Origin of the sequence: Acinetobacter sp. CIP 102529 (assembly GCF_000368325.1) — a bacterium.
Taxonomy (GTDB): domain Bacteria; phylum Pseudomonadota; class Gammaproteobacteria; order Pseudomonadales; family Moraxellaceae; genus Acinetobacter; species Acinetobacter parvus.
This window is the reverse complement of the sequence record NZ_KB849355.1, coordinates 408,785-432,144: the sequence shown is the minus strand read 5'-3', so window position 1 is coordinate 432,144 and position 23,360 is coordinate 408,785. Positions and strand designations below refer to the sequence as shown.

Below are 23,360 nucleotides of genomic sequence, written 5' to 3'. Positions count from 1 at the left end.
TTTAATGAAATAAGTTTAATGGCGTAAAAAGGTAAAAAACCGTTAGCCCAGTCACAGGCTAACGGTTGTTGAATGATTGAGGGCGATGTAGTTTTTCACCCAATGGGTGAAATTTTACCCCAAACAATGCCCCCATAACCGCCCCGCTACTGGTTTTTTGCCAAATTTAAAGGTTATAAAAATCTTTATCAAATGCCTGTTTTAGATTGATTGGCTCGGCACGTTTTTTATGATTTAAACGATGGCGAGTGGTTGAGGCGGTTTGATAAGCACGCAGTCGCGCATGTTGCAAATTACCAATCGGACGGTTGGCTTCAATACAGCGAAACGGGGTAAATGACAAATGCTCCATAATGTCAAAGTTGCCGTCATCCGGCACATCTTGGCAAGGGATGGTAAGTTTTGCCACTGTCACAAACGGGGCGTCTTTTTCATCCCATTCTTTGGTCAAATCATTGATGGGTTGGTCTTTTAAGTTACGGCACAACTGGATTTGCACATCAAACTCATAATCATGCTCACGGATTTCTTGTAAAATTAGAGGACGAATCGCCTCGCTAGTGGCGTTGACATCTAGCTCACGGCGTTTGATTTTGGCTTGTGACGCTTTGGTCGGGGCGACACGGATTTTTGCCATATAGTCGCCATGACGCACCGCCCCTTGTGAATAAAAACTGTATAACAAGGTATTTTGCGGTTTGATGGTTTTAAACTTACTAAAAGCCCTAAAAGTCTTAAGAGATTCTTTGGATGGCAGTTTTTTGCCATTTTGGGTAAGCCAGTCAAAGGCAAACTTGGCTTGACCTTTCGCCCCTTTGGCAAAATAATCATTTAATTGTAAAAATAACCGTGAAATATAACTATAGTCTTGGATAGTATTACAAAAGAAAATAGGGAAATTAATCAGATTGTAGTCAAAGTTTGGGCTATCTGGCTCATCTGGCAGTAATTTGTCGCCTTTGACACCAAAGACTTTAATCGCCAACCCTTGAGAAAGCCCCAACTTGTTGTCGGCAGCCACACGAGATGAGCCGTTAGAAAAACGAATCACTGCTTCATGACGAGCGGGTTTGGCATAGATACCTTGGGCATATTCTTTGGGCAGTTTTGGTAAAATCTCAAAGTTGGCTTTTAATGCACAGTAGCCTTTAGCGTGGGCATCTCGGGTGTGATAATTGATTTTGCTAACCGTGTCTGATTTGCCGATATAGTCACGAATATCTGCGGTGATTTGGTCGATGGCTTTTTCATCGTCGCTCGTAAGCTGGTCGATGGCTGGGTCAAACTTGGCATAACGACCACCGAATAATTTATTTAACATGATGATTGTCCTCTGTTATTTTCATTATTTTATAAGGTTAGCAGTACTAAAAACGCCTAACCTTTTTTATTTAGTTTTACACTAATATGAATTTTCGTTAAGCTCACTAATCCATTTAAGTGCCGACAAGCTCGGTACAAAAAGATATTCACCGCCTTGTAGGGTATTAAATTGCAAAATATTGGTATGACGCTTACGAATTGGCTCATCGGGTACGGTGAACACATCGCTATCAGCGTCACTACCTGCGTGTACGCCTAGCATTGGGTCACGCTCTTCCCCAAGGTTCATAAAGTTACCGTCATTAATCCATTGACTTTGCAAAAACTCAAGCGTGTCCATGGCATGCGCGTTGATACCGATAAAAAATAGACCCCGCTCTTGACCATCGTCTTGGGTCACGTTGGGCGGCACGATATCGCCATACGATACGCTACGGCGGATGATACGGTGAAGACGCACATCGCTTAGAATAAAGTCTTTGGTATTACGGGGGTTCATACGGCGAGCATGGGCACCAAATGGGCAGCCTTTGCCATAGGGATCGTCCGTGTAGTCAAATTTATTGTTTGCTACATTGTCTTTACCGAGGGCTTCATCATCATGGTCTGGGCTTAGGGTGATGGGGGCACCCGAACGCCAGCGGCCAAACATTTTTGCCCCCAATTTATCGGCTTTAGCTGGGTCATTGTCGCTTTGTTCAAGGCAATAGCGGTGAAAGTCAGCGACATTACTGCGGTATTTTCGCAGTACCATAAATGAGCCGTTTTTTCCCAATACTTCAGGCTGTGGCATGGGGGGTACCACGCCCGCTTCACCTTTATAACCTAACACAAATTCACCCGCCGCAATCGGACGTTCGGTGTTATTTTCAAGGCTGATACCACTGCCATCCACTTCTGGGTTACTGATGCCATCGCGATAACCAAACACGTTTTTGACGTCACCATCTACGCCAAAATCATGTTCCACCAAGATTTCGATCGCGTTACGGCTGGTATCTAGATAAGGGGCAAACGCCTGTTTAAGTTCGGCAAGTTTGGCTTGCCATTTTTCTTGGCTATTGGCAATCACCGCGCCGCAAATATGAATATCGCCTTTATCACCAAATGGCGCAAGCCAGTTACTCGGGTCATTGTCACCTTTGTCACCCAAGATATCGGAGCGGCCTGCCATACCTGCTTTGAAATTTTCTGGGAAAGAATCAAGCGAGCTTTGCGGTAAGCCTAAAGCTTTTAGCCCCTTATACGTCATCACAATGGTCAAATTGGCATCCATATCTTTTTGGAAATTTTTTGAGCCTTTGACGTTTGGTAATACCGCTTTTAATAATTCACGACCTGCGTTGCTGTCATTGACTTTTAGCGCGACAAGCGTGCCGTAGTAAGGCGCAGGGCGGTCATGCAAAATAATAGCTTGAATATCCTCAAGCTCCATCGTGGCGATATTGGGATAGATAGCGTTCGTTGCCCGTGTCATGACGCTGTGCAGCTGCGTGCCGATTTTTTGTTTCGCTTCGTGTACCCGTTCTTTGACACTGCCTTTTTCAGCGGGTATATCGCTGTGTTCAAATTTGTCTTTAATGGCCTCTATGCCATGCTCGATACCATCTTGTAGATGGGTTTTTAATTTGCCAAGTAGGCTTTCATTCGCTGGGTTGTCGTTATTCATGGTCGTTCCTAGCAGGGAATTTTAAAAATTTGATGCTAAGAACCTGTTCACAATGCAACACGCTAAAAAATACCGCTTATGGTAAAATCACTGAACAAATCGCTTTTGTATCGAAATTTTAACCTAAAGCTTGCCCGTTCAGAGTACGGTTAGAATAGTACGCTGATAAACGTGATAGGGTGAATACAGGTTCTAAGCGGGCTTATTGGGCTTGTTCAATGGCTTTATTGATGCCACGCACGATTTTGTCATTACGCGCAATATCACGAACCGTCAGATGCGGTACACCTACATACCAACCGGTAGCGGTAATCTGATGGTCAAGGATAAATTGCTTGACAGTCGGGCTTTTAATCCCAGGCCAACCCTCTACATTGCCAAAAATCAAGTCCATGAGTTCTGGAATTTTGGTAGCAAAGTCATTGATGTAGGCGTCCCAATCGCCATCATAGGCGGTACAAAACAGTAGCTTGGTGTCATTGTCTAAAAACACCAACCGCAAATCATGCAAGGTGCCTACATTGGTCGCCCCTGCAAGATTGCCTTTGGTGATTTCTAAAATTCGTTTGATACGAGCTGCCCCATCTTTGGTTAAGGGGGCGATGGCGGTGAGTTCAGACACTTTGCCTGATTTTAAGCCCTTTTCACCGGCACTGGTGACAGAATGGTCATAGCCATCATTAGCGCCCTCTTTTAGATTTGCCATGAGCATTTGGGCTTTTAATACCACATCGTCTAATAAAGAAAGTTTTTCATTGTTTTCAGTGGTCATATTTATTGCCCTTATAGTTAGTTGATCATTAATTGAAGTGTATGATTTAAATTTATTTATCCCATTGTTTTATGATTTAAAATTTAAATCTTTTTTATTATATAAGCCGCAAAAAGCAAAAAGCGTTAAAATAACTTTTATCACCCATAAAATTACAAAACTAAACTATTGATTAAAAAATGACATACTAGAGACCGTAAAACTAACAGTGTTGGCTTAAAAAAATTTTCATTACTATCAATAGGTTATTTACATCCCGAATATAACCTAGCTATAGAGAAGTCATTTTTCCTGTGTTGCATTTGCTAAAAAAGTTGGGATATTGACACCTTGATGATTAACTTTAGCAAAGTAGCTTGCTGGTCTAATCTCACCGTATAACTGGCTACCACTTTTTAAAACAAAGTCTATCAGTTAAAAGGTTTATCAGTTAAAAGATGTTTATCATGGCTAGGGTGGATTCCACACACCCTGTCGGATGATAGGTGTCTAATGATAGGTATAGACGAAGCGAAAAACGTGCTTTAATTAGCACGTTTTATCACAAGCATTGAAGACGCCTTTAATATGTCTTTAAGATGAATTTAAGAGGCGATGGCGTGTTTAGGTGCAGCAGTGGTAGGTGTTTTTGGGGTTGCAGTGTCACGGGTTTGTTGCGGTGGTGCATAGTTATTAGCGACAATCTCACCAAACGGTCCTGTCAAATTTGGCTTGACCAAGGTGTTTTGGGTGTCTATCGGTAATAATGGGAAAACCAATTCAGCAAACCGATACGCCTCTTCTAAGTGTGGATAGCCTGAAAAAATAAAGTTATCAATGCCCAAATCGGCATACTCTTGAATACGCGCGGCAACAGTTTGTGGGTCGCCCAGCAGTGCGGTGCCTGCGCCACCACGTACCAGTCCAATCCCTGCCCATAAGTTGGGCGAAATTTCTAAGTTATCACGGCGACCGCCATGCAAGGCTGCCATACGTTGTTGTCCCACCGAGTCCATTTGGGCAAATTTGGCTTGGGCAGCGGCAATGGTGTCGTCATTCACATGACTCAATAATTCATCAGCGGCTTGCCAAGCGGCTTCATTGGTTTCACGCACAATCACGTGCAGACGAATACCATAGCTTAATGTACGACCTTTGGCAGCGGCTTTGGTTTTAAGCTGCTCAATCTTCTCTTTGACGGCGGCAGGCGGCTCAGCCCACGTCAAATAACTGTCAACTTGTTCGGCAGCCAGTGTTTGCGCCGCCTCAGATGAACCGCCAAACCACAAGGGCGGATATGGCTGTTGTAGAGGGGGGTACAGCAATTTAGCATCTTCTACTTGCAAGCGTTCACCGTTAAAAGTAAAGGATTCGCCTGTGTGCGAGCGAGTCAAAATCTCTCGCCAAATCGTGGTGTATTCACTGGCTGTCTGATAACGCGTCGCGTGGTCTTCAAAGATGCCATCGCCTTTAAGCTCTTGTTCATCGCCGCCTGTGACCAGATTAAGCAGCAATCGACCATTTGATAATCGATCAAAGGTGCCTGTCATGCGAGCAGCAAGCGCGGGTGTCGTCACCCCAGGGCGTAATGCCACCAAAAACTTTAAGCGAGTGGTCGCATCAATGAGACTAGCGGCGACCAACCAAGGGTCTTCACATGAGCGACCTGTCGGAATCAACACGCCCTCATAGCCAAGGTTATCGGCTGCCACTGCAATTTGCTTCATATAGGTATGGTCAACGGTTCTTGCCCCTTTACTCGTGCCTAAATAACGACTGTCGCCATGTGTCGGTATAAACCAAAAAATTTTCATCGTAACCCCTGCTTGTAAGCTCAAAAATTGATTAAGATAACTCGCCTTCGGTCGTCTTTGCGTAAGTCCTACTTCTAATATCCTCATTAATAAACCAAAGATGATGACTGCTCACAAGCAAACTCAATGGAATGTATTATTCCTTCTTCAGTCTTTAATTAAATTAGTTGATCTGTCTATATACTTTCTATGGACGGATCAACTGAATTGGTATTAGCGCAATTTGACCTATTTCTTAAAATAGTTTTCCATCTGTAATTGTTCCAGCGTATGCCATTGATAACGCTCATGTCCTGCAAAATTTTGTTTGATATATACAATATGTTGAAGAATTCGCTTCTGATACTTTAACAGTTGTTGAATACGCTGATCATCATAATCAATATCTACCCGTTGTTGCCGCAGTGCTTGATAAAAGCAGCGGTAGTCCATATCCATATTTTTTAATATTTCCTTGGATGCCGCAGGGTGGAGTGGTTGGCTTAATCCAACTATTGAATAAGATTCACGCGTGACAAAGTCGGGGCTTATAAGGGATTCCTTTGCCACTTTTAATGTTGGTTCAAATTTATTTGATCTAACCTTGATATTTTGAAATGCCTGTTGAATCGAATTAATTAGTGCACTCGGTTGAATAGTATGTGCTGGTGCTGGCTTCTGCAAGCTGGGTGCAGCGACTGGAGCAAAAATGGGTGATTTCACTTTAGCCTGATGATCTTGTTGACTGTCGACTTTGATGAATTGTTTGAGTTTCTTATAGTTAATCGTATAGAAATTGGTTTGTAGCCATTTATTTTGTGCTAACTTTTCAATCACAAGAATCCCAGCTCGCTTTAACTTTGCAACAATTCGTTTGATTGTTGAGATGCTATACACGCCAAGCGTGCTTTGCCACTGTTCATAACTATGGAACCAATATTTTTTTCCATTAAAGGTTTTTCCTTCGTTATTTTCTAAAAAGTAATGCAGCTTCTGTAAAAAATTGGCGGCAGCCACGCCAAACGCTTTTGCAAGCGTTGGCGAAGCAATGAGAGGATAGTCTCCAGAAATCAGGAGGTTATTATTCTTATTGGCCTTGGACATGATTCGCTCCACGTAGCACACGTTGTGCACGTTCAATCATCTTGTGACGTTGATGTGTACGAAATGCCCAGAGCGACGATAAATTGTTATTTTGATTGAGCTTTGCAACTTCAAGAATTTGTTCATCAGTCATTTCATGCATGCATTGACGAATAATTTGATGGGCTTGTTCAAGCTCGTTGAGCAGGGAGTTTGCAGTGTCAACAGCAATATAAAGATTGGCGAGTGTTTGACGCTGAGGATTTGAAATAGTTTTGCCAAGTTCAACAATCAGTTGCGAGGCTTGTTGTTTAGGTGTGCAAGTGTTTGCACCATGAAGAATTGCGTTCATAGCAGTAATCCTAGATAAGTTTAATTACTTACCGCCATCATTTTCCTACGATGATGGTGGCAGCTTAACAGGAGTAGGAAATACTGAATCTAGGCTCAGCCAACCTTACGGTTGTCCTGTCAAACTGCCATAACGACTGCTAAACAGTAGACAAAAAAATAGCCGCAAGTGCGACATTTATTTGCACCTAGATAATATCAGGTTTCCTACGCCTGAACACAGATTTTGCTGTGTAGAGTTAGCTTAACTGGGTATCGCTTGAGCTGTCAACGCTGTTATTGGATCTTTTTACATATCTTAACATTAATTAATTGATTGATTCTGCTGGAGATATTTTAAATTTTTGACGGCTGGGAATTTGATTGTGAATCATGTTTATGGCGATGTGTTGAGCACAAATTTTAATCTTTGCTGTGTTTTTAACGGAAGTGATGAAAATGATGATCAGAATTTCTAATCCATCAAATCGAGGTTGATTCGCTAAAAGAATGAGTTAAATAAATCATCGATTGTTCAGGGCTTCAACTACCGTTAAGACTTTCTCTAAGCCTTTTCTGTTCTGAATTTGCTGAATCGGGATACCATCGGTTGCGGTATTGAATGCATTCATAAAATAATCAATCCATTCAGAATCACCGCCCGTTAACGTAGATAAGCTTTGATAAAGGCGAATCAGTAATAATCCATATTCACCTTGTGGGGATGCGGGTTCTAATACAGCTGAGAATTCGATTTGGTTCATCGACATGAGATCGAGACCCATCACAGTAGCCAGTTGAGTATTACCAAGACCAAGTAAATTCGCGGTTTTCAAGACGGCTTCTGCTAAAACCATTGTTGTACTGGCTGAGTTCATTCAATCGACCCGCTGAGCTTTGCTGATTATTTATTCTATCGCATTTAATAGGATATTACTGAAGAAGAGGGAACTTCAGTTTGCTCTCTTTAAATCAGCCTTTGTAAATTTCATTCTTCTCATTAACAGCTCATTAGGCATTGATTCATCTCAATGCTTCAAATTTAACAGCTGAGCTGCGCCTGATTTAATTCTTTATTTTATTGTTTTATTTTAATAGAGAACAACAGTCCATTTTAGCCTCATCCATCAAAGCAAAATGAGCCGATCGATCGGAGTAATTTGACCTTATGGGAAAAATCAAAGACTTAATGCGATTACATTTGGCGAATCTAAATGTATAGATTTTAGTGCTTTGTAAAATTGACTAAAGCGCTGGATAAAATTAATATGGGCTCGCTGGCCTACATTGCCAGTCGGTTTTGACAGACCGTCCAACACAAGAGCATTAAAGGACTTGTCTTTTAGTGTTTATCCCCTCGTGCCCCTCTGCGGTGGAACGGGAGGGGGACGTCTTCGGACGTGCTGGATTCTTGTGTTCCAGTCTGTCAACCCTCTTTCGTTCTGCCACCATTATTTGACAGTAATTGGTAGAACTTCTTAACACAAGGAGCTTCTCATGCTGTACCAATTTTTTCTAATTTGTGCCTCACCCCATGTTCAACCTTGTTGTGCTTTGCAACGAAGGCGATACGGCTAATTTTTATTATTCGTCTGTATTCAAACAACATTTTTACAAGAACAATCCAACGGTGGATGGCTAAGTCACGCCTATAAAAAATAAACCTTTTTATATCTGCTGGTGATTGTGTATTGCATTGAACATGTGGGAAACAACCATGACTGAATTAAGCAAACCCAAAATCATACCCATTGAACACCGCCCACAAAAATCTAAGCTCTTTATAAAATGTGTGATCTTACCCATCGTGATCTTTCTCATCGTTGCCAAAATCTTCTCTTTTGGTGCTTTCGGTTACATCTTCTTTGGCTTTGACCTGTTCTGGTTTGTGATCCTTTACTACCTTTATGAATATGGAAATACCTACTTTGACGGGATGACTGAACAACTCAAGCGTCAAGGAGAAACTTTTAACTACCAAAACCGTGGTGTTTGGATTAATAGCCAAGATAAAACCATTATCCTGTTTGATCAGCCTGATCAACGTCTCGTGAAATATCCCTTTGATTACATCACCTCCGTCGGACACTACAACTTAGTCGAAGATCACTTTAGAACCACGACCACTGTGATCAGCAATCCAATGATGGGAACGCATGTCAATCAACAGGTTCATCGCACACCGATGAAACTAGAGTTTCAAGTCAATATCGGCACACGAGATCCATTCAAACCGAATTACAGCCTAAAAGTCCTATTTCCTTGGCGTAGTCCACAAATGGCCAGTGAAATCCGTCAGCTACTATCAGCGGATCATTATCAATAACAACAATATAAAAATTTAAGGCAGTCAATCATGATGATTTCAAGATCGTTTATGCCATCTGTTCTGATGATGGCAATCAGTACTGTAATGCTCGGATGTGGTGGCGGTAGTTCGGGTGGAGATTCAAGTTCATCCAATGGCGGTGGAACGGAAAATTCTAATAGTGACAATACCAATCCTAAGCCCGTGACCTGTGCTGAAAGCCAATATCTGGAAGAGGGGGTATGTAAAAACAAGGCAGTGCAGAATATTCAGGCATTCCCATTGAGTAACTTGATCCAAGGTCAAAGCTATCCATTATCGCTTCAGACAGATCAAGGGCTGGCAGTGACTTTTAGCAGTAACACTCCCAACATCTGTAGTGTAAATGGCAGTGAACTCAAAGCTCTAAAGGTTGGACAATGTACTCTGGGATTGACACAGGCAGGCACGGCAAAAGTTCTAGCATTGAATAGCAGCATGACCGTCAATGTGACTTGTGCTGCCGATCAATATCTAGAAAATAATGTGTGCGTGAATAAGCTCAAGCAAACCATTACCCCACTAAAAATCAAATATATCCTGACGGAGAGTGTGTATTCACTGGATGCTGAATCAAGTGCCAAACTTCCTGTCACGATCAGTAGCCTTTCTTCATCAACCTGTACGTATAGTCTGGGAGAACTCAAGGGGATTGGTGCGGGGGCATGTACCCTTAAACTCACCCAGGAGGGTGATACCAAAACACTGGCAGCAGAGAGCCTGACCATCAGTTTTGATGTATTTAAAGCTTCATCCATGAGCGAGGCACCCGATATCAACAACTGTTATGCAGGCAAGCTCAGTGCAAATTTTAGAAATGAATTTTTAAATGAAATCAATACGGTTCGTGCCTTGCATGGGCTGCCAAGTATTACATACGACTATGCCCATGAAGATGAGATGATGCAGACGGCGCTGATTCTTGCTGCAAACAACATCTTGACCCATTACCCAGAATCAAACACAAACTGCTATTCAGATATTGGTGCGGTAGGTGCAAGGACCAGTAGTTTGGAAATGGGGGTAAGACAGAATAAATATGACTATTCACCTGCCGAAAGCATTACCAATATGGTGCATGACAAATTAAATCTGTTTGCAGGAGATGTGGGGCATCGCCTCTGGATGCTGAATCCTTTCTTACAAAAATCGGCGTATGGTTCAGTTAATGCGCCATCATTTAAAGATACCCGATTCCCTTATGTGGTCGGTACGTCCTACAAAGTGGTTTATCCCTTCGACAATCCAACCACTGCACCACTCGGTGTGATTGCCTATCCCTACCACAACTATCCAGCCAAATATTATATGGCGGGTTCAATTCTCTCGATTTCAGTTTTAACCGATCAAAAGAATTTCTTTGCCAATCGAAATGTGGATTATGCCAAAGCTACTGTTGTCGTCACTGAACGAAGTAGTGGAGTTAAACAGAAAATCAGTAATATCCGCTATGAAAATATCGGAGTTCCTAACCATATCCAGTTTAGCTTTGACGATTTGAAACTGAATGTGATCTACGACGTCAAACTCAGCAATGTCTTGGTGAATGGTCAGCCTAAAGAATATTCCTACTGGTTTAATGTGAATGATTAATAAGGATAAGAATCAGATGAAAAAATTAATACTCCATCTTGCTGTCGCTAACAGTATGGTAATGACCAGTTCAACAGTATCTGCTGAAACCAAGAAAGTGAACCTGTCGGCAGGACTGAACTATGTACTGTCACAAGTCGTGACCAAAGGAGATAATAATCAAAGTCACCATAATATGGGAATGCTTTACTACTTAGGAAAGAAAGGTGTACCTGTAGATCATAAAAAAGCGGCTGAATGGTTTTCCAAGGCAGCAGTGAATGGTTTTGCTCCTTCACAGTACGCATTAGCAGTCATGTATCTTAATGGGGATGGTGTACCACAGGATGCAAAAAAGGGCGTTACCTTGTTGCAAAGTGCTGCACGGCAGGGACAACCTGAAGCGGTCAAGTTATACAATGTATTGCAGGCTAATAAAGCACAGCAGCTCAATGCTGTTCAAACGACATCAGTACAAACAGCTACAACAGCCATTAAATACTATGATACATCCAAGCTTGAACCTAAGAACTTTAAGCAAGTTGTACTCCCTAACCTAAGTACAGATACCGTTGCTCGAAGTTTTTATAAAGTGACATCATCCAGAGAAAGAGGAAAAGATGATTACTGGGGAAGTGGCAAATACTACTATGTTAATAAGCCTAGCGACTTGGATGATCTCACTGATGCTGTAATCAGTATCGCGCCTATTATTACTTACCAGAATATGCAGGGGGAAGCCCGTTATTTAGTCCCTGTGGAAGTGACTTTAGCAATCGAAGGGAGGATAGAAACTTCACATGCTACACGAGGCACTTTGGAATTATATCTCTTTAAAAAATTGGACAATGGACAATTCCAAATGATTTCAAAAACAGCCCAAGGGGGAATTGAAAGTATAGAGGGATATGGTCGAACCTCATGGAATGCTCAAGAATTTAAAAAGAACTTACAAGCTTTTGGAAACAATACACTAGGAAGCTATACCATTGATGGTTATTACGGCAATGGTTATGGGGAAAGCGTGTGGTCACTTCTTCTGTTAAATGAAGACGACTATATTGTTGAACAAATGTTCGAAGAAGGAAAAGTTTCAGAACAACCAGAGTACGGCTATTCTTCAGCAATCAAAGTTAACAAAAATGGACAACCATTTTATCCATTCCAGATTCAATATCAGGGAACGGATTTGAACGACAATAGTCAGATGGTTAAAGTAAATAAAATTGTACCTTATCAGTATGATAGTAAGAATAAGTTTTATTCAAAGCTGAAATAATACTCGTAAATTAGAATAGCTATATTGATGTCTATCCTCCTGTTTCTAGGTATTGGGAATTGGAGGACACTATAAGAATGAGGAAATATCAGTGAATATTAAACCAATTAAAAATGATGTTGAACTTACTAACGCTTTTATTCGATATTGAAAATAGATGAAAAATATGTGCAACATATTAAAGATGGTAGAATTGGCAATTATTTTGCACCAGTTGGTACTCCAGCAAACCATTTAGGAATTAACCCAGCAGGAAGAGTGCCAATTACTTTTGCTCCAGTAAAGGAAACAGAGGTGCTTAAATCAAAAGCTAAAGAAATTGTTGATACATGGACTGATCCGAATAAACCTTATCCAGCAAAAGGTGGTGGTACACAGTATTTTGTTCCAAACAAAGAAAATTTAAAACAGGTGAAGTGATTAATGAATAAACGGCTAGAACTATTTTATATTGCACTAGAAAAATGCGAGAATCTAATGGATTTATATCCAGATTTAATTGTGTTGAAACTCTGTACACGACAAATTTCATAGGGTCCTTGTCCTATCAGGCTTTTTCTTCCTTAAAATTGCGAGCACTTTCTTAAATTCTTCTTTTTTTCCAAAACCAATCAAACGTAGAATAGCCATTTGAACATAGTCCAAACCGTATCGAAATAAACTTACTGAAAGTCGTCCATGCTTCTTTATTTTTATCGCTTTTTTTCGATCATGTTGCCATTCACCTGTTAAATAGCACCAACAGAAACCGATAGCTAGTACTGCTATCAATTTCTTGACTCGTCTAGGGTCTGTTAAACGATTATTTTCAAGATTGAATCCACGTCCTTTGAGACAACTAAATAAGGTTTCGATTTCCCAGCGTAATGCATAATCACGAATAGCAGAAGCATTAAACATAGGAGAAACAACAAGTAAAAGTTCTCCATCTTCTAATCGTAGCGCACTAATATACAGTTTCACTCGACCAACCCAAATACGTCGTTTACGACATTCAGTTTGACCAACTTGAAGATGACGAAATAAATCACTAATTTTATGATTCTTGGCTAAGTGATTGGTCACAATGAAGTTTTTTTAACACGTATACAAAAGTTAATGTCATTTTCAATTAACCATGTAAACCATTTCTCGCCGATAAATTCTCTGTCTGCGAACACATTCACAATACGGTCTTTACCAAAAATAGAGATAAAGCGTTGAATCAAAGCAATACGCTCTTTTGTATCTGAATTTCCACGTTTATTGAGCAATGTCCAAACAATAGGTATCGCTATTCCACGATAGACGATGGCTAACATCAAGATATTGATATCTCGTTTTCCCCATTTCCAATTGGTTCTATCTAAAGTCAGTTGCACTTTGTCGAATGAAAATATATTGAAAATTAACTGAGAAATTTGACGATAATCAAAATACTGACCTGCAAAGAAGCGTTGTATACGTCGATAAAATGATTGTGGTAAGCACTTGATGGGTAAGGCTTTAGATGCAGAAGAAAGATTACATGTCTGTTTTACAATTAATGCAATCATAATCAGTGTAAAACATTTTACATGTGACTTGTTCCACTTTAGATATTTGTTTAAGATGAGATGTAACTCATTGAAATGTGTCATCATATTCGTCGTCAGAAAACAAGTATTATGCCATTATTTCAATGAGTTATATTTTTTTGTCGTGTACAAAGTGGATATTTAAAAAAAGGAAAGAAGATGAAAATTAAGTTTTTAACAGTTTCATTGATGCTTATTCTGCCATTTTCTGTTTTTGCAGCAAATACTGTAGTAGAAAAAGCGGTCATTGAATCAAATAATACATATAAGGCGAAGTATAACTTAGAGGATATGACTGAGTTTAATCAGGCTCAAAAGGGCTTTATTGCCAAGCCAACAGGTCAAATTAAAAGTGAGAAAGGCAATGTTATCTGGGATTTTGATGCATTTAGTTTTTTACAAGATCAAGCACCAAATACCGTTAATCCCACTCTATGGCGACAAGCAAAATTAAACAACAATGTTGGGCTATTTAAAGTAACAGATCGAGTTTGGCAAATTCGTGGTTTTGATTTGGCAAATATGACCATCATTCAGGGTGATACTGGCTGGATTATTGTGGATACATTAACCTCTAAAGAAACGGCTGAAGCAGCACTTAAATTTGCTAGACAGCATTTAGGTGAGCAAAAAATTTCAGCCATTATCTTTACCCATAGCCATATCGATCATTTTGGTGGTGCATTAGGCGTTCTTTCTAGCGAAGAAATTAACGCTAGAAAAACTCCAATTATTGCGCCAAAAGGCTTTATGGAAGAAGCGACCAGTGAAAATGTGATGGCAGGTTCAGCCATGATACGTCGTGCGACTTATATGTATGGAACTTTTCTACCTAAAAATGCGGAAGGATTGGTGGATACAGGTTTAGGTAAGGCTGTTGCTGTGGGAAAAAATGGGCATCCTTGAGCCTACACAACTGATCACTCAACCAGAACAGAAAATGACGGTTGATGGCTTGGATTTTGTGTTTTATAACGTGCCGGGTTCAGAAGCACCAGCAGAATTAACGTTCTCTATCCCATCATTGAAACTTTATAACGGCGCAGAAATTCTATCTCATACCATGCATAATCTTTATACCCTTCGGGGTGCTAAAGTCCGTGATGCCTTAAAATGGGTGGGCTATCTAGACCAAGCAATGCAGCATGCCAAAGCATCCGATGTATTGATTGCACAGCATCATTGGCCTGTCTGGGGCAATGACAATATTCAAGATTTTATTAAAACCCAGCGAGATGTTTATAAGTTCACGCATGATCAGACGGTGAGATATATGAACTCTGGTTTTAATGGCGCTGAAATTGCCGAAAAAATTAAGCTTCCAGCGGCACTTGATCAAAAACTATATGCTCATGGCTATTATGGAACCCTAAAACATAATGTAAAAGCAGTATACCAATATTATATGGGATGGTTCGATGCCCATCCTTCCAATTTAGATCCATTACCCCCTAAAGCTGTTGCAAAAAAATATATTGAGTTAGCAGGTGGGGAGAACAATGCATTGAAAAATGCGCGGGATGCCTACGCTCAAGCTGACTATAGATGGGCTGCCGAGATTTTAAAACATATTGTGTTGAATAACCCTCAAAACCAACAAGCAAAAGACTTATTGGCGAATACTTATCGTCAATTGGGCTATGCTGCTGAGGCTTCAACTTGGCGTAATTTCTTTTTGGTGGGCGCTCAAGAGCTACAAAATAATGTACCCCTACAAAATACTTCTGATCCGAGTGATTTATTGATTCATACACCAACTGAAAGATTTCTTGAAGCTATGGCGACAAATTTAGATGTGGAAAATTTAAAAAATGAAAACCAGTGTATCAATCTGGTTTTGTCGGATACCAAAGAGCATTTTTCATTATGGGTTGAAAACTCAGTCATGCAGTTTAAGCGTTATGATGAAAGTAAAGATTTGGCATTGGATTGCCCTACATTAACCTTAACCAAGCCCTTATATCTAAAAATGATTACAGGTCAAATAGAAGGGGTAAAAGTCCTGCTTTCTAAAGACAGTAAAGTCAAAGGTAATCCACTGAAAATTGGAAAATTCTTTGCAATGTTTAAACGTCCAGATTCAATTTTCCCGATTGTGACTCGACCAAATGGCTAAGCTCAAATAAGTAAAGTCGAAACTTAAATTAATAGATCCAAAGAAATGGGTGAAATTATCAACTTGGTTCTCCCAATCTTATAACAGGAATACAAGAAATTATTTCTTGTATTCCTCTTTAAAATTAAAAGTAAGCTATATGTATTTTAACTCTATTGATACTTTATTAAATGGTTTTTGAATTTTTATACTTTATTTTCGATGGAGATATTTTTATTAGTAGCTTGTTTAAAAAAGATTTGTTTATTTTTCTATTAATTGCTTCTAAATAATAACTTCAATATTTTTGTGGTTAAAAGGCAAGGGGGTATTATGATGTGTTTTTTATTGAAAATAAGCTTTTATATTAGGTTAACTTGATTGCACTATTTGATGATTATATTGAGTAAATATATAGGTCATGATGATCATATCAATATCCGATAGTTTAAGAGCTCAATATTTGTTTTGCCAAGCTTATATTTTTATAGAGTCAGCATCATTAAGTTGATACAAGACGAGCGGGATCAACTAGAACATTTAGCCAAACATGCAAAGCATTGGCGAGAAAGGCAACGCTCACAAACCATATTGTGGTTGTCACAAGGTAAAACAGTGAAAGAAATTGCCGTATTACATGGTGTAAAGGAAGAAACAATTCGTACTCACCGCAGAAACTGGCGACACCATAAAATAGAAGCGATTTGGGAGGGTAAGCGTTCTGGACATCCACGAATATTACAAGCTGTACATCAGGCACAGATTTTATCGTGGATTGATAGCGACACTTTAAACTCAGAACAAATCAGACAGCGATTATATGAACAATATCAAATCGAAATTTGTCAGGAAACGCTAAGACGATTCCTCAGAGCATCAGGTATCGTTTATAAACGAACACGCCACAGTGAACCGTACCGGGTTTGTCGGAGAGTCAATATTCTGAGAGACTATCCCGATGACAAAACCAAACTATACCCCCGAAATTAGAGAAAGAGCGGTTCAATTACTAATTGAATCTGAAAAAGATTATCCTTCTACTTGGGCAGCAATCACAGCTATTGCTCCTAAAATCGGTTGTACTCCTGAAACATTGCGTGTTTGGTATTTAAAGCATCTGGATCAACTAAATCCTGCCAAAGTACAACAGATATCTGACCAAGAAAAAATGAAGCAAATGGAACGTGAAATTAAAGAATTAAAACGTGCCAATGAAATTCTACGCAAAGCAGCCGCTTTTTTCGCCCAGGCGGAGCTCGACCGCCCACACAAATAATGGTGGATTTTATCCATAACAATAAAGATCGATATGGTGTTGAAGTGATGTGTGCTTAAAAAACAGGAGGGTTTAACTTGGTAAGCTATACATACTCATTAGGAGTTTACCATGAGCAAGAAACAGAAGACTTACACCGCAGAATTTAAAGCTGAAGCCATAAAAGCCATTGAAGAGAACCAAGGTAATGTATCGGAATCCGCTAGACAACTTGGTATTTCGATGCAAACCCTTTCGAACTGGAATAACAAAGCAAAGGCTGGAACTTTAGCAGGCACAAAACAGTATTCGCCCGATCTAAACGCCTTACTCGAAGAAAATAAGAAGCTTAAACAACAGCTCAAAACAGCTGAAATGGAACGTGAATTTTTAAAAAAGGCAGCAGCGTACTTTGCAAAAGAAAGTCAGTGAGGTACGCCTATATGAAATCGCAAAGCCACTTATTTCCGATTATTTTAATGGCTCGATTACTTCGTGTATCCGTTTCTCGCTTTTATGATTGGCTAAAGCGAGGCATGAGTAAAAGATCAATTCAGCGAAATCAGCAGACAATTTTGGTCAAAATAGCCCATGAAGAAACCAAACAAAGCTATGGCTATGTTCGATTAACCAAGCATTTACAAGCACAAGGTATCAAAATAAGTATGTATGCTGTGCGCCAAATAAAAAAATCAAATCAGTTGTATTGTAAGCGCCATAAGCGTTTCAAAAGAACCACGAACAGTGATCACAACCGTTCTATTTATGACAATTTACTCAAGCAACAGTTTTCAATGACGAAGCCTAATCTTGCGTGGTCGAGTGACATTACCTACATTTGGACGGCTGAGGGCTGGTTGTACTTGGCAGCTGTCAAAGATCTTTACACGAAACAGGTTGTTGGCTATAGCTTAAATGAGCGCATGACAGCCAAGCTTGTTTGTGATGCATTGAATATGGCTATTCGCAATCAGAAACCTGCTAAAGGTCTCATTGTACATTCAGACAGAGGCAGCCAATATTGCAGTAATGAATATCGAAACTTACTTGAGAAATTTGATTTTCAGGGTTCAATGAGCAAAAAAGGCGACTGCTTTGATAATGCACCGATAGAGAGTTTCTGGGGCATACTCAAAAATGAACTAGTCCATCATCGCAACTACAAAACAAGGGAAGAAGCCAAAGCGGATATTACAAAATATATAGAGTAAAGAAAGTCGAAATATAGATTTGATCATCAAACAGAACTGAATTGCTGTATCAGAATAGGTTTGATTTCTTCCATGTTTAGCTTTTGGCTGAGCATACCATTGGGTCTGGGGATCGAATCAAATTGAAATATTTTCTCGCTTGATTAAAGCTTGGTTATAAGATGACCAATTCGTTGGGCGATAGATTTTGGATGCAGGCTTCTTCATTTGGAAATTATATTGCTGATGAAGCCTTAAAGAATAGCTTGGTGCAACAAAGCTATTAAGAGATAAAGAAAAGTTTTACTGGTTTTGTTATTGATAAGTATAAATGAAAATATGTTGTTACATAAAAAAACAACACCAATTTAGCTCCAATTATTCATTAGTTATTGATTTTAATGTGAAAATATTACGTTGACATCGTAGAGGTCTCCAGTTCGAGTCTGGATATACCTACCAAGATAAATCAAAGACTTACAAGCATTTCAAAGACTTGTAGGTCTTTTTTTATGCCTTTCGTTTGCTTTATTTGCTGCATTTAATTCTGCTAATAAAGATATATTTGTGTCAAAAATGGGTCAGAACGCTTTGAATAAAACGTTGCGGTCATTTTTAACATAACTTTATAATAAGGGTGGCAGCAATGAAATTACCAAAACCTAGACAGCGTGGAAATAGTTGGTCCACATCAATTATGATAAATGGTAAAAGAGAGTATTGCACAAGGGATACTGAACAAGAGTGTATTCACTGGGCTAGACTATGTTCAAATGGCGATTCAGCGTTTAATTGGTTTTGGGAAAAAAGAAGAGCTTAAGGAAATTCTGGCAATTTTAAGAAAGCAGAAGCCTGATAGGATAAGGGTTCTGTGAAATTTGTCGTGTACAGAGACAATTTATAAATGCTGAACAAAATTAAAAAAAGCTGTTCCACTTTCATGAAACAGCTTTTTGATCTATGCGCTCATGGCATCTATGGAAAGTTCTGCAACAGTTGGTTTCGGTTTTTCTGTTGTTAAACCTAATTTAGCAAATAGGATTTGGTCTTTACCTTCTCCAGCATTAGGCGTAGTCAATAACTTATCACCAGAAAAAAGCGAGTTTGCACCTGCCATGAACGCAAGTGCTTGATCTGAATCACTGAGTGATTCGCGTCCTGCCGATAATCGAATATAACTATGAGGCATAATAATACGAGCAACAGCAATAGTACGAATCCATTCAGTCACATCTAACTTTTCAACTTCAGCGAGCGGTGTACCTTCGATCGGGACAAGCATATTGATTGGCACTGATTCAGGATGTACAGGCATCGTTGCAAGTTCTTGTAATAAACCAATTCGATCATTACGACTTTCACCTAAGCCAACGATACCACCACTACATACTTTCATACCCGCTTGACGTACATGATCTAATGTATCTAAACGATCATCAAAAGTACGTGTACTAATAATATGTGAATAGTATTCACGAGAGGTATCAAGGTTATGGTTATAATAATCTAAACCAGCATCTTTTAAGCGTTCAGCTTGTGACTGATTGAGCATACCTAAAGTCATACAAGTTTCTAAACCGAGTGCTTTTACTTCTCGAACCATTTCTAACACATAAGGCATATCTCGTTCGTGTGGATTACGCCAAGCAGCGCCCATACAGAAACGTGAAGAACCAGAATCTTTTGCTGTTTGTGCTTCACGAATGACTTTATCTACTGCAATACGCTTTTCTGCTTCTAGTTTTGAGTCGTAATGTGCAGATTGAGAACAATACTTACAATCTTCTGGGCATTTACCTGTTTTGATTGAAAGCAGTGTACTGACTTGAATGGTATTTGGCTGAAAATGCTCACGATGAACACTTTGTGCTTTGAATACTAAGTCTAGAAAAGGTTGATCATATAAAGCTTGGATTTCATCACGAGTCCAGTCATTACGTAAAGTCATTGTTATATCCATGATGATTGATTACAAACATTGAGATTAATCATACAGAAATCGTGCCAAAGCCAAAGGGCAAAAAACATCATTTTTCTATTCAGGTACGCTTATTTGCTGCAATTGTTGTTGAATTGCCCACTCAATATGTACATTGACAATCTCATCGTGCCACATTTTTGCATCGTGTAATTGGCTTATAATTTCAGCCGAGTATGGCGCATTTCCTAAGCCGATTGCAATATTCCGTTTAAAGGATTGATAGCCTGTGCGGCGAATTGGACTACCTTCTGTTTTTGCAAGAAAAGTCGCTTCATCCCATTGCCAGATATCTAACAAGCTAATGTCATCTAAACTATGTCTTGGGTCAAAGTCTGGAATTGACGCAGTTTTAGCAAAGCCATTCCACGGGCAAATTAGCTGACAATCATCACAGCCAAAAATACGATTACCTATACCTGAGCGTAACTCTTCAGGAATGATTCCTTTATGTTCAATAGTTAAGTAAGCAATACATTTCCTTGCATCTAACATATAAGGCTCAACAATGGCTTGTGTTGGGCAAATGTCGATGCAAGCAGTACATGAGCCACAATGGGCTGTTGCAGGTTGATCAAAAGGGAGGTCAAGCGAAGTAAATAGCTCACCCAAAACGAAGAATGAACCTGATTTTTTATGAATGAGTAAGGTATGTTTTCCTGTCCATCCCATACCTGCACTTTCAGCAAGTGATTTTTCAAAAATAGGTGCTGAGTCCGCAAACGGGCGTGATTCGAAATCGCCCACTTTTTCTTTAATACGACTGGCTAAGGTTTTAAGTCGACCACGCATGACTTTATGATAGTCACGTCCACGCGCGTAGCGTGCAATAATGGCTGAATTTGGTTCAAATGGTACATAACGGGGCTTAGGTGATGCCACAAGATAGTTCATGCGCACACAAATAATGCTTTTAGTTCCAGGTACAAGCAATGTTGGATCAGCACGTTTTTCTAGATTTTCCTCTAAATAGTGCATATCTGCATGATAACCACGTTTTAAATATTCTTTAAAACGTGGCATTTGATCTTGAGCATCAGGTTTGGCAATGACACAATCAGAAAAGCCCAAGTCTAAAGCTTGAGTTTTTATCCATGTTTTAAGTTCTTGAGGATCAAGCTGCTGAAGCTCAATTTTATCAAGTGATTTTCCAGAGGATGTGGTTGAAGCCATAAACCAATAATTAGGGGATAACATGCAACGTTCAGTTTACCATAGCCAAAGCATTCAAGCATGGGAGCAGCGTTGGTTTGCGCAGCAAAATTCATCTTTAGGACTGATGCAACAAGCAGCTTGGACAATCTCACAACAGTTAATTGAACCATTTAATAAAAATAAAATTCAAAAGATCGCAATTTGGTGCGGACAAGGCAATAACGCAGGTGACGGTTACTATATCGCTGCTTTTCTAAAGCAACATGGATTTCACATCACGGTTTATGCAGCTGAACTCGGTCAATCTTTAGATTTAAAACAAGCCGTACAATATGCACTGTTAAATCGAGTTGATATTCAAAGTATCGATTATTTATTGTCGGAAAATGCGAATCACCAAGAAATACCAACTTTTGATTGTCATATTGATGCTCTGTTTGGCATTGGTCTCAATCGAATGCTAGATCAAAAATGGCAATCGATCATCCATTTATTTAACTCACAGATTGGTTTAAAGATTGCTATTGATATTCCGAGCGGACTACATGCCAATACAGGTCGGGCTTTACCCTGTGCAATTCAGGCAGATCAAACCTTTACAATCTTAGGTTATAAGGCAGGGTTGTTTACTGGTCAAGGCAAGGAATATGTGGGAAAGCTGCATTTAGTTAGCTTGATCCCAATTGATACAGAATTAAAACCACTTGCATATCTATCATCTGAAAAAATTGTATTACCGAAACGGCAAGCTTTTGGACATAAAGGAAGTTATGGGCATGTGCTTGTCGTTGGTGGTCATACGGATATGGGCGGAGCGGTGATTATGTCTGCTGAAGCAGCGTTTCATGCTGGAGCAGGGAAAGTCAGTGTGGTCTGTCATGCCAAACATCATCAAGCTATTCTGGCGCGTTCACCGAATATTATGGTGCGAGATATTAATGCCTTAGATGAAAAAACGATCCAACACCTATTAACTCAAATTGATGCCGTATGTTTCGGGATGGGCTTAGGGCGAGATGAATGGGCAGAGCATGTTTATCTAGAGTGGTTCAATTTACTTAATCAAAATTCACATTTAGAAGTGGTATTAGATGCAGATGGGTTGTGGTTTTTGGCAAAACATCCGCAACAATTAAATCCTCATGTTTACGCAACTCCACATTCTGGTGAAGCAGCGACATTATTGGGTTGCAAGCCTGCTGATGTTGAACAAGATCGTATTGTTGCGATTCATAATTTACAACAAAAATATGCAGGGCAATGGGTGCTTAAAGGTGCAGGTAGCCTGATTTTAGAAGATGAATTATTTATCTGTACACAGGGTAATGCAGGGATGGGAACAGGGGGCATGGGTGATGTGCTGGCAGGGATGATTGCCACTTTAAAAGCACAATTTCATGAGCAAGTTGCATTGCATGAAATTGTGAGTTTGCATGCACAAGCAGGGGATTTACTGGCTGAAAATGGTATGAGGGGTTTGCAAGCACACGAAATGGGGAAAATGATTTATAAGGTGGTGAATAAAGAATAGAAAGATTAAGGTCTATTGACATTTCATAAAGATATCCAAATAAATATATAAGCTAGAGGGTGTAAATAATTCTGTGTAAATGCAATTTTAAAAATACTTGGTTACATGCTCTTCAAACATGATACTAAAGCGATTCATGGCAGTTTTCCAATTCTGCATGGGCATCGTCCATTTTTTGCTTGCTGCCATAATTGCTAAATATACTACCTTTTTCACGGAATCATCGGTTGGGAAGATTTTTCTTTTCCTAGTTGCATGGCGGATAACGCTGTTCAATGATTCAATCGCATTGGTCGTGTAAATCGCTTTGCCAATATCCATAGGATAAGCGAAGAGTGACTATCTTAGCAATTTGGATCAGTCAAAAAGGGTCAATAAGCTGATATTTTTTCAGCTTAAGATGAAGTATTTTCATTTTACAAGGCTGAAAGCTATAGAATAGGTGAACATGAA

Annotated in this window: 16 protein-coding genes, 6 pseudogenes and 1 other annotated feature; of the genes and pseudogenes, 10 read left to right on the top strand and 12 right to left on the bottom strand. The window is 39.6% G+C overall.

From position 1 onward, the window contains the following. Positions 1-166: 166 nt before the first annotated feature. The 7 genes from F972_RS07130 to F972_RS07100 form a co-directional block, all read right to left on the bottom strand. Positions 167-1,321: a catalase family protein gene (locus F972_RS07130; RefSeq protein ID WP_004682130.1), complete on the bottom strand. Its 1,155-nt coding sequence runs from the start codon at positions 1,319-1,321 to the stop codon at positions 167-169. An 81-nt stretch (positions 1,322-1,402) separates the two neighbouring features. Continuing rightward, entirely contained in the window at positions 1,403-2,992 is a 1,590-nt protein-coding gene (locus F972_RS07125) for a Dyp-type peroxidase (protein ID WP_004682128.1), read from the bottom strand. A gap of 202 nt (positions 2,993-3,194) precedes the next feature. Continuing rightward, entirely contained in the window at positions 3,195-3,764 is a 570-nt protein-coding gene (locus F972_RS07120; RefSeq protein ID WP_004675247.1) for a hypothetical protein, read from the bottom strand. A gap of 584 nt (positions 3,765-4,348) precedes the next feature. Continuing rightward, a complete protein-coding gene (ssuD, locus tag F972_RS07115; RefSeq protein ID WP_004769371.1) occupies positions 4,349-5,557 on the bottom strand; it encodes an FMNH2-dependent alkanesulfonate monooxygenase in 1,209 nt (402 codons plus the stop codon). A 228-nt stretch (positions 5,558-5,785) separates the two neighbouring features. Further along, positions 5,786-6,640 (bottom strand): hypothetical protein, encoded by an 855-nt coding sequence (locus tag F972_RS07110; RefSeq protein ID WP_004682125.1) that lies wholly within the window; start codon positions 6,638-6,640, stop codon positions 5,786-5,788. Then, a complete protein-coding gene (locus F972_RS07105; protein WP_004682123.1) occupies positions 6,624-6,971 on the bottom strand; it encodes a hypothetical protein in 348 nt (115 codons plus the stop codon). The genes F972_RS07110 and F972_RS07105 overlap by 17 nt, the downstream gene beginning before the upstream one ends. Before the next feature lie 502 nt (positions 6,972-7,473). Further along, positions 7,474-7,827, bottom strand: coding sequence for a hypothetical protein (locus tag F972_RS07100; RefSeq protein ID WP_004682121.1), 354 nt, complete (start codon positions 7,825-7,827; stop codon positions 7,474-7,476). A gap of 839 nt (positions 7,828-8,666) precedes the next feature. Between F972_RS07100 and F972_RS07095 the strand changes: the two genes are divergently transcribed. From F972_RS07095 to F972_RS07080, 4 genes are all read left to right on the top strand, one after another. Further along, complete coding sequence (locus F972_RS07095; protein WP_004769369.1) at positions 8,667-9,275, top strand: sortase family protein; 609 nt, start codon at positions 8,667-8,669, stop codon at positions 9,273-9,275. Between the two features lie 30 nt (positions 9,276-9,305). Continuing rightward, positions 9,306-10,889 carry a CAP domain-containing protein gene (locus F972_RS07090; RefSeq protein ID WP_004769368.1) on the top strand — a complete coding sequence of 528 codons (1,584 nt, stop codon included), beginning with the start codon at positions 9,306-9,308 and terminating at the stop codon, positions 10,887-10,889. 16 nt (positions 10,890-10,905) lie between these two features. Then, positions 10,906-12,147: a tetratricopeptide repeat protein gene (locus F972_RS07085; protein WP_004682117.1), complete on the top strand. Its 1,242-nt coding sequence runs from the start codon at positions 10,906-10,908 to the stop codon at positions 12,145-12,147. A 168-nt stretch (positions 12,148-12,315) separates the two neighbouring features. After that, the gene (locus tag F972_RS07080) at positions 12,316-12,567 is read left to right on the top strand and encodes a polymorphic toxin type 46 domain-containing protein (protein ID WP_010589574.1); all 252 of its coding nucleotides are present in this window, start codon (positions 12,316-12,318) and stop codon (positions 12,565-12,567) included. 108 nt (positions 12,568-12,675) lie between these two features. Here the strand turns inward: F972_RS07080 and F972_RS15850 are convergent. After that, positions 12,676-13,766 (bottom strand): IS4-like element ISAba33 family transposase gene (locus tag F972_RS15850; RefSeq protein ID WP_141629351.1). Its coding sequence is split into 2 segments (ribosomal slippage): positions 12,676-13,226 and positions 13,226-13,766, totalling 1,092 coding nucleotides; the frame shifts between segments, so codons are not numbered across the junction. 96 nt (positions 13,767-13,862) lie between these two features. Here F972_RS15850 and F972_RS15845 point away from each other — a divergent pair. The 4 genes and pseudogenes from F972_RS15845 to F972_RS07050 form a co-directional block, all read left to right on the top strand. After that, positions 13,863-15,819 (top strand): annotated as a pseudogene (locus tag F972_RS15845) (alkyl/aryl-sulfatase). Positions 15,820-16,266: 447 nt separating this feature from the next. Next, positions 16,267-16,788: a helix-turn-helix domain-containing protein gene (locus F972_RS15270; protein ID WP_081399035.1), complete on the top strand. Its 522-nt coding sequence runs from the start codon at positions 16,267-16,269 to the stop codon at positions 16,786-16,788. Beyond that, a pseudogene (locus tag F972_RS07060) lies at positions 16,757-17,127 on the top strand (transposase); the annotation flags it as partial. The gene F972_RS15270 and the pseudogene F972_RS07060, both read left to right, overlap by 32 nt. Then, positions 17,032-17,131 (top strand) — a sequence feature (AL1L pseudoknot). (Overlaps the previous pseudogene by 96 nt.) A gap of 54 nt (positions 17,132-17,185) precedes the next feature. Continuing rightward, positions 17,186-18,258: pseudogene (locus tag F972_RS07050) on the top strand (IS3 family transposase); the annotation flags it as partial. 3 nt (positions 18,259-18,261) lie between these two features. On the opposite strand, the pseudogene F972_RS15265 reads toward F972_RS07050, so the two are convergent. Then, positions 18,262-18,471 (bottom strand): annotated as a pseudogene (locus tag F972_RS15265) (transposase); the annotation flags it as partial. A gap of 521 nt (positions 18,472-18,992) precedes the next feature. On the opposite strand from F972_RS15265, the pseudogene F972_RS15840 reads away from it, so the two are divergent. Beyond that, positions 18,993-19,118, top strand: a pseudogene (locus F972_RS15840) (IS4 family transposase); the annotation flags it as partial. 83 nt (positions 19,119-19,201) lie between these two features. On the opposite strand, the gene bioB reads toward F972_RS15840, so the two are convergent. Beyond that, positions 19,202-20,191 (bottom strand): biotin synthase BioB, encoded by a 990-nt coding sequence (bioB, locus tag F972_RS07040; RefSeq protein ID WP_004677262.1) that lies wholly within the window; start codon positions 20,189-20,191, stop codon positions 19,202-19,204. A gap of 87 nt (positions 20,192-20,278) precedes the next feature. Then, complete coding sequence (gene queG, locus F972_RS07035; protein WP_004682103.1) at positions 20,279-21,394, bottom strand: tRNA epoxyqueuosine(34) reductase QueG; 1,116 nt, start codon at positions 21,392-21,394, stop codon at positions 20,279-20,281. Positions 21,395-21,416: 22 nt separating this feature from the next. On the opposite strand from queG, the gene F972_RS07030 reads away from it, so the two are divergent. Next, the gene (locus F972_RS07030) at positions 21,417-22,907 is read left to right on the top strand and encodes a bifunctional ADP-dependent NAD(P)H-hydrate dehydratase/NAD(P)H-hydrate epimerase (RefSeq protein WP_004769363.1); all 1,491 of its coding nucleotides are present in this window, start codon (positions 21,417-21,419) and stop codon (positions 22,905-22,907) included. A gap of 87 nt (positions 22,908-22,994) precedes the next feature. Here the strand turns inward: F972_RS07030 and F972_RS07025 are convergent. Continuing rightward, positions 22,995-23,246: pseudogene (locus tag F972_RS07025) on the bottom strand (transposase); the annotation flags it as partial. Between the last annotated feature and the right edge of the window lie 114 nt (positions 23,247-23,360).